Here is an 11,628-nt window from a genome sequence, read left to right as displayed (position 1 = left end):
CTAGTTCAACTACTGATTCTTCGCCTCACGGCCCTGCAGACATGGTCCCCACCACCGAGTCGGCATTCACCCAGATTAAGGGTTCCCGCAAGGTGGCGGACAGCGTCTCCACGGTCCTGATTTACTTCTGCATGGCTCTTGCTCTGGTCCCGCTGGTGTGGGTTCTCTTCGAGCTTGTCGTCCGAGGTACCCCGTCACTGCTGAGTGGTGAGTGGTGGACTGCATCCCAGCGCGGTGTCACCGTTGGTGCGTCTGCCGGCGGTGTTGCGCATGCAATCGTCGGTACCTTGGTTCAGGCTCTGGTTACTACTCTCATGACCGTGCCGTTCGGTATCTTCGTCGCCATCTACTTGGTCGAGTACGCAGGTAACTCCCGCCTGGGCAAGGTCACCACCTTCATGGTCGACATTCTCTCCGGTGTGCCGTCGATTGTCGCGTCGCTGTTCATCTACTCGATGTGGGTGGTCATGTTCGGCATGAGTCGCTCCGGCTTCGCCGTCTCGCTGGCGCTGGTTCTGCTGATGCTGCCAATCGTTGTCCGCAACACCGAGGAAATGCTGCGCATCGTTCCGCACGAGTTGCGTGAAGCCTCTTACGCTCTGGGTGTTCCGAAGTGGAAGACCATTTTGAAGATCGTGCTCCCGACCGCACTGTCGGGCATCGTCACCGGCATCATGCTGGCCGTCGCCCGCGTCATGGGTGAGTCCGCACCGATGCTGATCCTGGTTGCAACCTCACGAATCATCACCTATAACCCGTTCGGCCAGTCGCAGTCCTCGCTGCCGCTGTTCATGCTGGACATGTACAAGGCCGGTAATACCGGTGCGGCATTCGACAAGATGTGGGGCGCAGCGCTCACGCTGGTTCTCATCATTGCCCTCATCAATATCCTGGCGCGCGTCATATCCGCCAAGTTCTCCGTCAAGAGCAGTTAATGCTGGGCGCCTAACGTCCGCTATTTCAAGGAAGGTTTTTGAAAGACCATGGCTAAGCGCCTAGACCTTAACGATGTCAACATCTACTACGGCGATTTCCACGCTGTGCAGAACGTCGACCTGCACGTCCCGCCGCGTTCCGTTACCGCATTCATTGGCCCGTCCGGCTGTGGTAAGTCCACCGTGCTCCGTTCGCTGAACCGTATGCACGAGGTCATCCCGGGTGCCTACGTCACTGGCGAGGTGCTTCTCGACGGCGAAAACATCTATGGCCCGAAGATCGATCCGGTCTCTGTTCGTAACACCATCGGTATGGTGTTCCAGCGTCCGAACCCGTTCCCGACCATGTCCATCGAGGACAACGTCGTGGCTGGCCTGAAGTTGGCCGGTGTTAAGAACAAGGCTCATCTCCAGGAGGTTGCCGAGAAGTCCCTGCGCGGCGCCAACCTCTGGGATGAGGTCAAGGACCGCCTGGACAAGCCGGGTGGCGGCCTCTCTGGTGGTCAGCAGCAGCGTCTGTGTATCGCACGCGCAATTGCAGTTGAGCCGGAAGTTCTGCTGATGGACGAGCCGTGTTCCGCACTGGACCCGATTTCCACTCTGGCAATCGAGGACCTGATTCATGAGCTGAAGGAAGAATTCACCATCGTCATCGTGACCCACAACATGCAGCAGGCAGCTCGTGTGTCCGATCAGACCGCATTCTTCTCCCTCGAGGCAACCGGTAAGCCGGGTCGCCTGGTTGAGGTTGGCCCGACCAAGAAGATCTTCGAGAATCCAGACAAGAAGGAAACCGAGGACTACATCTCCGGTCGCTTCGGTTAAACGCTTGGCGTATGCCGTAATAAGCAAAAGAAAGAGCCCCGTACCTCACGCGTGTTCACGCGAGGTACGGGGCTCTTATTGTTGTTGCAGTTTATGAGATTGCTATGTCGCGCACATGTTTTGCCACCTGATTGTCTAACCGCGGAGGTGATTTGTGCCGGGGAAAACAGTTTTTGTGGCGGGATCAAGCAGTTACTGACTAGGTTTATGTCAGATGAATAGCGTTTACTCACAGTAAAGTGTCATAAACCTAGTCAGTTTCTCGGTTTGAGGCGGTGTTGTGGCTGGGGAGGTGTTTAGCCTGGTGTGGCTTAAAAACGGCTCCACTCCGGCCTAAAAACCCGCGCCCCAGGCCAGCAGCCACCCCCAACATCCCTACAGCTCAGCCCAACACCCAGCCCCGCCCAGCAGCCCTACAGCCCAACCCCCAACAGCCTGCAACTTCACGGACCTACATCCGCAGGTGACGCTCCAAGGCCTGCAGGCGTTGGTTAAAGCTGCGCTGGTCGCGTTCGTCCTCAAGCTTGTCCAGGTAGACATCGCGCTTGTAACCGGTGGCCAGGTAAATAATCCGGGCGGCAACCTCGACAGCGTGATCCGCGTAACGCTCGTAGAAGCGGCTCAGCAGAGTGACATCCACTGTCTGCGCAGGGGAGTGCGGCCAATTATCGTCGTTGGTCAGCGTAAACAGGTGCTGGTGAATGTCATCGATGCTGTCATCGGTCTTATCCAAGGCCAATGCCTGGTCAACGTCGTAGTCGATGAGCACCTGACGGGTTTCGTGCGTCATCTGTTCAGATACGGAGGCCATCTCGCGGAAGAACCCCTCCACGGGCTCCGGCAGTGCCTTGTTCGGGTGGCGACGCCGGGCAACGTTGGCAATATGCACACTCAACGCGCCCATGCGGGAGATGTCCTCGACAATGTAGAGGCCACTGACAATCTGTCGGAGATCACCAGCCACAGGAGCTTCGCGGGCCAACAGCTCGAAGGCTCGCTGCTCCGCATCCTGGCGTAGGTCCTCAAGAGAATCAATCTGGGAAAGAACTGTTTCAGCCGAGACCAAATCAGCCTCGAAGAGGGCCTTGTTCGCAAGCTTGTGCATGGAGCCAACTCGGTCACACATCACAATCAGGCTGTGGGCCAAGTTGTCCATTTGTTCTCGGTAGACAGTGCGCATGCGTTCCATAGTAGGCAATCCTCAACAACGTCGCGCGTTAGTGGGGAGCCCCCAATTACCCCTCGTAAAGTTATGTAAACACTCGCTCAGAACCGAAGCTTAGCCACCGGAGTGCATAATCTCCGCGCCCTCGGGCACGGTGTCGTCCTCCGGGTCGTCCAGCCAGCCCTCCGGCAAGACCACCTTTGCAGGGGACCCCTGTCGGCCGCGGGCGCCGTCGGCGTCCTCCGGGCGGGCGTGGGCGCTGGGGCCGTCGTAAAGCGGTGCGAGAATCTCGTCGAGCGTTGCCAGCGAATCGACGCGCGCAAGAGACTTCCGCACCTCACTGCCGGCAGGGTAACCGCGCAGGTACCAGGCGATGTGCTTGCGCAGGTCGCGGCAGCCCTTACGTTCGCCCTCGTGCTCCACGAGCAGTTCCGCGTGACGACGGATAATCCCCGCGACCTCACCAAATGTTGGTGCCGGTGGCACTTCTTCGCCACGCAGCTCGGCGGACAACTGCGCGAACAGCCACGGGCGGCCAAGGCAGCCGCGACCGACGACGACACCGTCGCAGCCGGTCTCGTCGAGCATTTTGCGGGCATCGGTGGAGGCAAAGATGTCGCCGTTGCCAAGCACCGGGATATCGCTGTAGCCGGAGTCGACCATGTGCTCCTTCAGCCGCGCGATCTGCGACCAGTCAGCGTGGCCGGAGTAGCGCTGCGCTGCGGTGCGGGCATGCAGAGCCACAGCCTGGGCGCCCATCTCAGCGGCGATGCGGCCGGCATCGAGATGCGTGTGGTGCTCGTCGTCGATACCGACGCGGAATTTCACGGTCACCGGGATGTCCGTGCCCTCAGTGGCTTTTACCGCTGCGGCGACGATGTTGCCGAAGAGACGGCGCTTATACGGCAGTGCCGAGCCGCCGCCCTTGCGAGTGACCTTCGGTACCGGGCAGCCGAAGTTCATATCGATGTGGTCGGCGAGGTTTTCGTCGACAATCATCTTTGCGGCCTCGTAGGTCCACTTCGGGTCAGTGGTGTAGAGCTGCAGGCTGCGCGGGTTTTCGTCAGGCGCGAAGGTGGTCATGTGCATGGTCTTCTCGTTGTGCTCGACCAGTGCTCGCGCGGTGACCATCTCGCAGACATAGAGGCCCGAGACCGTGCCTGTACGCTGCAGCTCCTGCTCGCGGCACAGCGTTCGGAATGCCACGTTGGTGACACCGGCCATCGGAGCGAGTACCACGGGGGAAGCGAGCTCAAAGGGGCCGATGTGCATGTGCGCGGACGTGGCATCGGCGGGCTTGGCGGCGCTGAGTGGACTCGTGGAGGTATCTAACACGTACAGTATTGTGTCACGCTGAACTGCCGTTTTCGAATCTGTTTTGGGCGGCCGGTTGAATCGCCCCGGTTAGCGCTGCGTCCGCGGATGCCTGACGACGATCACCGTCCGGCGACCCCTCCCACCGGGCAGGTCGGTGGTATTCCGAAGAATTTCCAGGATGTGGTTCGACTCTTCGTCGAGGTGTTCGGTGGGTTCGTCGAGAAGCAGGATTGGCGCTGTGCTGACAAGTGCCCGGGTGAGAATGAGCCTGCGCCGCTGACCACCCGAGAGACTGTCCGCGCCGCTGTCCAGAATCGTGTCCAGGCCGTCGGGTGCGGCATCGACCCAATTGCGCAGGCCCACGGCGTCCAGTACGGAGTAGATGTCATCGTCGCTGACCTGCGGGTTACCAATAGAGATGTTGTCCCGCACAGTCGTGGCGAAGATGTGCTCATCCTCGGCGACGAAGCGCACCAGGTCGCACTGCTGCGTGCTTTCGTGGGGCTCGCCGGCACTTGTCGCACTGCGCCACAGCTCGCGTCCGTCTCCGTCAGTGATAGTCACCGTGCCCGCAACCGGCGGGATTAGTCCGGCGATTGTCTTCAGCAGCGTGGTCTTTCCGCTTCCCGACGGCGCCGTGATCTCCCGGTAGTCGCCAAAGGTAACCTCGAAGTTTTGCATCGGCAGTTGAGCTGGCTGGGCAGCGGGCTCTTCCGCAGTATTCGAACTGTTGTCGTCGGGGTAGCCCACGATTAAGTCTTGAACCTGCAGAGTTGGCCGAACTGTCAGGTGGTTCTGAGCGAGCGGGGACGTGTGGATTGGCGCTGTGGGGACTGGGGCTGAGCGCATGGCATCCGCTTCCCCTGATTCACTCGCACTTGACGCGAGCGTCAGCAAGGCTTCCCTCGATTGCGCCAGTGTTTGCGCAGCAGCTGGCAGCGGACCAACCGACTCAAAAGCCGCCAGCGGCACCAGAACCAGAACCGTCAGCCACTCGGGAGAGTGCAGCAAACCGCCGCCAGCGCCCCCGGCCGAATCCGTCACTAACCACGACGCTACGACCACGGTCAGGACAGCGGTCAACACGCTAGCCGCGGTGCTCAGTGCGGAGGCGCGGGCATTTGCTCGACCTGCGGCGTCATCGATGGCCGCAACCGTTTTGCTGGAGGATGACGCGGCAGAGACTGCCTCATCCAACTGGCCGTGGATACGCAGGCCGGCGGCGTCGGAAAGCAGCGCTTCGACGGCAGCGGCATGCGACTGAAGCGCGGCCGCGCGACGCTGACTTGAGCGCGCAGTGGTGCGATACGTCAGGTAAGGAGCAACACCGCCGGCCAGAAGCAGTCCCACCGCCAGGAGAACCGTAGCGGCAGGCGAGAGTAGAGCCACAAAAATGACGGCGATGAGAGAGGTCATCAGCGCCACCAATGCGGGCACTATTGATCGCACGACGGCATCGGCAAGTGCGTCAATATTCGCCCCAAGCGCTGTGACAATATCGGAACGCTCACGCAGCGCCAGCGTACGGTCGGCCACGAAATGCTCCCATAGCTTCACGCGCGAGCGCTCGGCGGTGCGCAACGCCACATCGTGGGAGACCAACCGGTCGAGGTATCGAAACGCAGCTCGCGAAATACCCAGCGCGCGCACAGACGTCACCGCCAAGGTGATGTCCATCAGCGGTGGCATCTGCCAAGAACGCGTAATCAGCCACGCCGACACCACGGTCAGACTCAGCGCGGACAGCAGCGTGATGGTGCCCGCCAACACCGGCCAAACCAGGTCGCGGGGTTTCACCAGGCGACGAAGCGCTTGCAGAGTAGTCATCGCGACTGCACCTCCACCACGCCGTCGGCGACCGCAATCAACAGCGGATCATGGCTGGTGGCAATCACTGTGGCTCCGCGCCGGGCACGTGCGTGCAGGAGCCTAATCACGGACTGCGCACTGTCGGTATCCAGGTGAGCTGTCGGTTCATCGAGGAGGACGAGGTCGCGGGTGTCGTCGGCAAGCTCGCGCCGAAGCGCCTCCCGCTGACGTTGCCCGAGCGAGCGCCGCGAATTGTCTCCCACCGTCGCTGCGTCCAACACTGGGCGCTGGGGCAGCCACGCGATGCGCCGCAGCAGATCCTGGTCACGGAGAATGCGCTGGCCGTCGCGAATAGTTACGGAGCCTTCCAACCCCTCGTGCACGATGCCGGCGACCGCAAGCAGCGCTGTCGTCTTGCCCACGCCGTTCGGCCCCGCCAGCACCGTCACTGTGCCCGGCCGCGCGATGGCGCTTAATTCACTTGGCCGCACGCCGTCTCGCCCCGGCGCGGAAAGGCGTTCGAACACGACCGTGGGGGCGTTGGGGACACTGCTTGACGACGTTCCTTCGGCCACCTCTTCCACAGTTTCAGAGATGGTGTCTGTGGAGTTTGGAGTCTGGCCAGCGTCCTTGTCTAACAGTTCCGTGACTTCGGTGGCAGCGACCACACCGTCCTGGGCGGCGTGGAATTTCTGGCCAACCTGGCGCACCGGGCCATAGATTTCTGGGGCGATGATGAGCACTGCCAGGCCGGTTGCCAGCGTCATGTGGCCTCCCAGAAGTCGGAAACCGATGCCGACGGCGATGAGGGCGATTGACAGGGTGGTGAGGAATTCCAGGACCGACGCGGATAGGAAAGCGATGCGCAGGACCTCCATGGTGGATTTCCGGTGGCGGGTCGACAGGCGCTTGATTTCCTCGCTGGGGGCATCAGCCATGTTGTGCGCTTTGAGAGTTGGCAGGCCGATGACCAGGTCGAGGATTTGGCCACGCACGGTGCCGATGTCGGCCAGACGACGTTCTGTGCGGCCCTCAGTGAGGCGACCTACCAGCCACATGAACAGCGGAATAAGAGGCAGCGTGACAACCGCGATGGCAAAAGATGGGAGGTCCAACCAAGCGACCGCGGCCAGTGCCATCGGGGTAGCCAGCGCTGCGGCCACCAGTGCGGGGAGGAATTCCGCCACGTAGACGGCCACACCATCGAGCCCGACCGAAAGCAATGCGCGCCAGTGCGCGGTGTCGACAGTGCGAGGATCGCGCAGAGCCAGGGCTCGCAGTGCCCGGCTGCGCAGGTCTGTGGCCACGCGTGCACCCGCAGATTGGCCGAAACGCACGAGCGCGTAGGAGCAGGCCACCCGAACGAATACAGCGGCCGTGGCTATCAGCGCGAATAATGTCCAATTAGGAGTTGCCTCACCCAGAACCTGCGCCGTAATAGTGCCGATTGCCAGCCCCAACGCGATTGTGGCACCTGTGCTCGCGGCGGTCAGTGCGCCCGCGAAAATGACCCAACGCCAGGCTGGGGCCGACAGCTTGAATAGTTTCGGATCGACAGGTGCCACTTTTTAGAAACTAACCTCCAACGGACGGTCTACTGCGAGACCTTACGTTCAGCCATCAACCGCTTGCGGAATACCCAGTATGTCCACGCCTGGTAGGCAATCACCAGTGGGGTAATCACCAGCGCGGTCCAGGTCATGATTTTCAGCGTGTAAGGGTTAGAGGCGGAATTCCAGATATCGAGGGAAACGCCGTCGGCAAGCGTCGTCGGCATCAGATACGGGTACATGGCGCCGAAGACAACGGTGGTGACGGCGACTACGGTGACCGCGGTTGCGGAAAAAGCGATGCCATCGCGGTTGCCTACGGTTGCGGAGATGGCAATGACCAACCCCGCGACGGCGATGACGACAACAGCCCACAGCCAGGTCTTTCCGTAGCCCAGCTGTGTCCAGATGAGGAACACGCCGCCAAATATCAGCGCCGACAGTGCCGGAATTCGAGCGGCGTTGCCGACCTCGTCGCGTAGCTTGCCGGCGGTCTTCAGCCGCAGGAACGTAACTGCGTGAAGAGCGAACACAGCCGCAAACGCAATCCCGCCGACCAGGGCGTACGGGTTCAGCAACCCGAGCAGGGTACTAAAGCCGGAGTCCAAGTTCTTGTCGGCATTCAGCGGGACACCGCGCACCAGGTTCGCGACCGCTACGCCCCACAGAATTGGAGGCAGCCAGGAGCCGAAGATAATCGCGCGGTCGCACCAGGCGCGCCAGTGCTCATCGTTGACTTTGAAGCGCCATTCCAGCCCGACGATACGGACAATCAACGCCACCAGAATCAGGAAGAGCGGCAGGTAGAAGCCGGAAAACATAGACGCATACCATTCCGGAAACGCCGCGAAGAGCGCGCCGCCAGCGGTAATTAGCCACACTTCGTTGCCGTCCCATACCGGCCCGATAGTTCCGAGCATCGCTTTACGACGCGGTTCATCGCGGCCAACGAACGGCAGCAGCATTCCGACGCCGAAGTCAAAGCCCTCGAGAAGGAAGTAGCCGGCGAACAGGAACGCGATCAGGACAAACCACAAAACGGGAAGATCTAATCCGAACATGTCAGAGATACATCCTTATCTACTTTGTGTCCTCAGTCGCGGAGACTTCGGAGTCGGGGCTGGCAGCGGACTGGGCATGGACCTTGTTGAATCGAACCGGAGACGAGATGATCGCGCCCAGATTGGTAGCGATTGGTGACGACGGGCCAGCGTGCTCGGGGTCATTGCCGATGGCGTTGATAGCCTCAGCGGATTCGGTCGGAGGTCCGGCAATAACTGCGCGGCGAATCAACCAGAACCACACCACTGCCAAAATCAGGTAGAGCAGGGTAAAGCCCACCAGGGTGATAATCACCGTGGCCGGTGCGTGGTCGGACACACCCATATCGACGGTCATGCGAATCAGCTCGGTGCGCGGGTCGCCCGCGTGATCCGGGTTCGGGTGCACAATCCAGGGCTGACGGCCCATCTCCGTAAAGATCCAGCCAGCGCTGCTGGCCAAGAACGGGAACGGAATCGCGAGGATACTGCAAGCGGCGAAAATGCGGGCTCGCTTGCCCGTCGGCACGCGCCCCTTGCGAGTAAATAGCCAAGCGAAAAACGCGATAGCCAGAGAACCGACCATGAGCCCAATCATGGCGCGGAAAGACCAGTATGTGACGAACAGATTCGGAGAGTAATTGCCTGGGCCGAAGACCGCCTCAGCTTTTTCTTGCAGGTCCTGCACGCCCTGGAGCGTGACGCCACTGAACTTGCCCTCGGCCAGGAAAGGCAGCACCCATGGCACCTCGATGAGATGCAGCACCGAGTCGCAATTGTTGTGCGTACCGACGGTCAGAATCGAGAACATTGGATCTGTCTGCGTGTGGCACAGGGACTCGGCCGATGCCATCTTCATCGGCTGCTGCTCGAACATAAGCTTGGCCTGGATATCGCCGGTGATAAACACCGCCAGCGAGCTGAGCACAGTTGTCCAGAGCCCGACCTTCATGGACTTGTGAAACGTCCGTTCGTGAACAGTATTGCTCTGGCCACCGCGGCGGCTCTGAACCAGCCACCAGCCACTGACGCCGACAACGAGCGTGCCGGCGGTAAGGAAAGAGCTGGCCACGGCATGCGGGAAAGCTGCCAAGGCAGTGGAGTTGGTCAACAGTGCGCCAAAGTCTGTAAGCTCTGCGCGGCCGGTTTCCGGGTTGTAGACCGCGCCTACAGGATGCTGCATGAACGAATTGGCGACGATGATGAAATACGCCGAGATATTCACCGCAATAGCGACAATCCAAATCGAGAGCGTGTGCATCCAGGTGGGGATACGCCCCCAGCCGAAAATCCATAGGCCCAGGAAGGTGGATTCCAGGAAGAACGCGATGAGTCCTTCAAGAGCCAGCGGGCCGCCGAAGACATCACCGATCATGCGGGAGTACTCCGACCAGTTCATACCGAACTGGAATTCCTGGACGATACCCGTGGCTACGCCCATGGCGAAGTTAATAATGAAGATGGTGCCGAAAAATCGTGTCGCTCGGTACCAGAGGTCATTTTTCGTCGTGGCCCACAGTGTCTGCATGAGCGCGACGAGCGGAGCTAGACCAATTGTCAGCGGGACAAAAATGAAGTGGTAGACGGTGGTTATGCCAAATTGCCAACGAGATATATCGACGACATCCATGTTTCCTCGACTGAAAAAGTAGACATAAACGATGCGTGTACTCCGACGGATTTGTCGAAGCCTGCATCAAGTGTCCGCAGTATTCCTGCTTATTAATTCAGTCGGACAGGAGGGGTAAAAAGTTCCGGGGCGTGAACTTATCGACGCGGGCAGGGCAAAACTCCGGAGGGCAATTATTAAAAACAAGCGCGTAATTGCTAGGCTATTTTGTTGCGCGGGCCTTTAGCTCAGCTGGTAGAGCTACGGACTTTTAATCCGCAGGTCGCGGGTTCGAGCCCCGCAGGGCCCACAAGCACGAAAAACCCCAGGTCATCAACGGCCTGGGGTTTTGTCGTATCTTGCCTGTATTTGCCCTCTGTGGCACCTACTTCTCCCGCTTGTGGTAGCCCATCCGTGGCTTGAAGCCCGCCGGGTGCTTGAGCTGCGCCACTGCATCGGCGACTATCAAGCGGAAGCGTGGCTTCATCGGTGGCATCTGTGAGATCTGGAACCATCCGACATCAGTGGATTCATCATCAGCGACATAGGGGACGTCGTCGCCAACAACACTGCAGCGCATGGAGATATCCAGATATGAGGCAACATCGCCGTTGAGGTGTTCGATAGGGCCAACGGCGCCAGTTCCAAGCAGGGCCTCAACTGTGACATCGAGTCCCGTTTCTTCCTTTACCTCTCGCACGGCGGCGTCGTGAGGCTGCTCGTCCGGGTCGATAATTCCGGTGACTGGGGTCCATTCACCATTATCGGAGCGACGAACCAGCAAGACCTCGGGCAAGGCGTACATCGGTGCATTCGGCGGAACATCGCGAATGACGATAGCCGTGACACCGGGGAGCCAGAGCGGAGCGTGGCCCACTTTTTCGCGGAGCTGAACAATGAAATCCGGAATTGCCATAATTGCGAGCTTATCTGAGTACTAGTAGCGTCCGCGGAAATAGTAAGAAACTCCAGTTCAACCGTGGATTTTGGGAAAAGGGTACTTATCCTCTATAGTTCTTTACGTTGCCAAGAGCGCGCGCAATTGCAATGTTCATACACTGCAGATGTACGCGGAATATGCCATTGAGTGGCCAACTCTTTGCAGCGTTAAGTCGGGCTCCCATCGTCTAGAGGCCTAGGACTCCGCCCTTTCACGGCGGCAACACGGGTTCGAATCCCGTTGGGAGTACCACTAAAAATCATGATGGCCCTGTGGCGCAGTTGGTTAGCGCGCCGCCCTGTCACGGCGGAGGTCGCGGGTTCAAGTCCCGTCAGGGTCGCAATTCTAAACGCCAGTTCCGGTTGGAGCTGGCGTTTTTTGCTTTTGGTTAGTGGTGCGCTGGGCGTCGGGGGTTAAGTAAAGAAAAGTGTGTCTTTT

9 protein-coding genes and 3 tRNA genes are annotated in these 11,628 nt (G+C 59.9%); 5 read left to right on the top strand and 7 right to left on the bottom strand.

The window, feature by feature from the left end:
* Positions 1–41: 41 nt before the first annotated feature.
* Together pstA and pstB are read left to right on the top strand one after the other, a co-directional pair.
* Complete coding sequence (gene pstA, locus HMPREF2920_RS10390) at positions 42–935, top strand: phosphate ABC transporter permease PstA (protein WP_042388200.1); 894 nt, start codon at positions 42–44, stop codon at positions 933–935.
* Between the two features lie 48 nt (positions 936–983).
* The gene (pstB, locus tag HMPREF2920_RS10385) at positions 984–1,760 is read left to right on the top strand and encodes a phosphate ABC transporter ATP-binding protein PstB (RefSeq protein ID WP_016421380.1); all 777 of its coding nucleotides are present in this window, start codon (positions 984–986) and stop codon (positions 1,758–1,760) included.
* Between the two features lie 451 nt (positions 1,761–2,211).
* Here pstB and phoU read toward each other — a convergent pair whose 3' ends face one another.
* The 6 genes from phoU to HMPREF2920_RS10355 all read right to left on the bottom strand — a co-directional run bounded on the left by phoU (position 2,212) and on the right by HMPREF2920_RS10355 (position 10,271).
* Positions 2,212–2,949: a phosphate signaling complex protein PhoU gene (gene phoU / locus HMPREF2920_RS10380; protein WP_080969597.1), complete on the bottom strand. Its 738-nt coding sequence runs from the start codon at positions 2,947–2,949 to the stop codon at positions 2,212–2,214.
* Positions 2,950–3,039: 90 nt separating this feature from the next.
* Positions 3,040–4,197, bottom strand: a complete 1,158-nt coding sequence (gene dusB, locus HMPREF2920_RS10375; protein ID WP_042388893.1) for a tRNA dihydrouridine synthase DusB — start codon at positions 4,195–4,197, stop codon at positions 3,040–3,042.
* Positions 4,198–4,329: 132 nt separating this feature from the next.
* On the bottom strand, positions 4,330–6,069 hold the full coding sequence (cydC, locus tag HMPREF2920_RS10370) for a thiol reductant ABC exporter subunit CydC (protein WP_070854161.1): 1,740 nt from the start codon (positions 6,067–6,069) through the stop codon (positions 4,330–4,332).
* Complete coding sequence (locus tag HMPREF2920_RS10365) at positions 6,066–7,616, bottom strand: ABC transporter ATP-binding protein/permease (protein WP_083308248.1); 1,551 nt, start codon at positions 7,614–7,616, stop codon at positions 6,066–6,068. Before HMPREF2920_RS10365 ends, cydC begins: the two co-directional genes overlap by 4 nt.
* Positions 7,617–7,645: 29 nt before the next feature.
* Positions 7,646–8,662, bottom strand: coding sequence for a cytochrome d ubiquinol oxidase subunit II (cydB, locus tag HMPREF2920_RS10360; RefSeq protein WP_049193806.1), 1,017 nt, complete (start codon positions 8,660–8,662; stop codon positions 7,646–7,648).
* 19 nt (positions 8,663–8,681) lie between these two features.
* Positions 8,682–10,271 (bottom strand): cytochrome ubiquinol oxidase subunit I, encoded by a 1,590-nt coding sequence (locus HMPREF2920_RS10355; protein ID WP_016421373.1) that lies wholly within the window; start codon positions 10,269–10,271, stop codon positions 8,682–8,684.
* A gap of 216 nt (positions 10,272–10,487) precedes the next feature.
* Between HMPREF2920_RS10355 and HMPREF2920_RS10350 the strand changes: the two genes are divergently transcribed.
* Positions 10,488–10,560, top strand: a tRNA-Lys gene (locus HMPREF2920_RS10350).
* Positions 10,561–10,635: 75 nt separating this feature from the next.
* On the opposite strand, the gene HMPREF2920_RS10345 is transcribed toward HMPREF2920_RS10350, so the two are convergent.
* A complete protein-coding gene (locus HMPREF2920_RS10345) occupies positions 10,636–11,166 on the bottom strand; it encodes an NUDIX hydrolase (RefSeq protein ID WP_016421372.1) in 531 nt (176 codons plus the stop codon).
* Positions 11,167–11,366: 200 nt separating this feature from the next.
* Between HMPREF2920_RS10345 and HMPREF2920_RS10340 the strand changes: the two genes are divergently transcribed.
* Positions 11,367–11,442: transfer RNA gene (locus tag HMPREF2920_RS10340), tRNA-Glu, on the top strand.
* Positions 11,443–11,456: 14 nt separating this feature from the next.
* Positions 11,457–11,530: transfer RNA gene (locus tag HMPREF2920_RS10335), tRNA-Asp, on the top strand.
* Positions 11,531–11,628: the final 98 nt, after the last annotated feature.

The sequence above is a fragment of the Corynebacterium sp. HMSC075F02 genome, assembly GCF_001838335.1.
Taxonomy (GTDB): Bacteria; Actinomycetota; Actinomycetes; order Mycobacteriales; family Mycobacteriaceae; genus Corynebacterium; species Corynebacterium jeikeium_D.
This window is presented reverse-complemented; position numbering and strand designations above follow the sequence as displayed.

Bases quoted from the DNA above. Each gene is read 5' to 3' on its own strand.
- HMPREF2920_RS10355 (WP_016421373.1), bottom strand. From the start codon at position 10,271: ATGGATGTCGTCGATATATCTCGTTGGCAATTTGGCATAACCACCGTC.
- cydC (WP_070854161.1), bottom strand. From the start codon at position 6,069: ATGACTACTCTGCAAGCGCTTCGTCGCCTGGTGAAACCCCGCGACCTG.
- HMPREF2920_RS10345 (WP_016421372.1), bottom strand. From the start codon at position 11,166: ATGGCAATTCCGGATTTCATTGTTCAGCTCCGCGAAAAAGTGGGCCAC.
- pstA (WP_042388200.1), top strand. From the start codon at position 42: ATGGTCCCCACCACCGAGTCGGCATTCACCCAGATTAAGGGTTCCCGC.
- dusB (WP_042388893.1), bottom strand. From the start codon at position 4,197: ATGCACATCGGCCCCTTTGAGCTCGCTTCCCCCGTGGTACTCGCTCCG.
- phoU (WP_080969597.1), bottom strand. From the start codon at position 2,949: ATGGAACGCATGCGCACTGTCTACCGAGAACAAATGGACAACTTGGCC.
- pstB (WP_016421380.1), top strand. From the start codon at position 984: ATGGCTAAGCGCCTAGACCTTAACGATGTCAACATCTACTACGGCGAT.
- cydB (WP_049193806.1), bottom strand. From the start codon at position 8,662: ATGTTCGGATTAGATCTTCCCGTTTTGTGGTTTGTCCTGATCGCGTTC.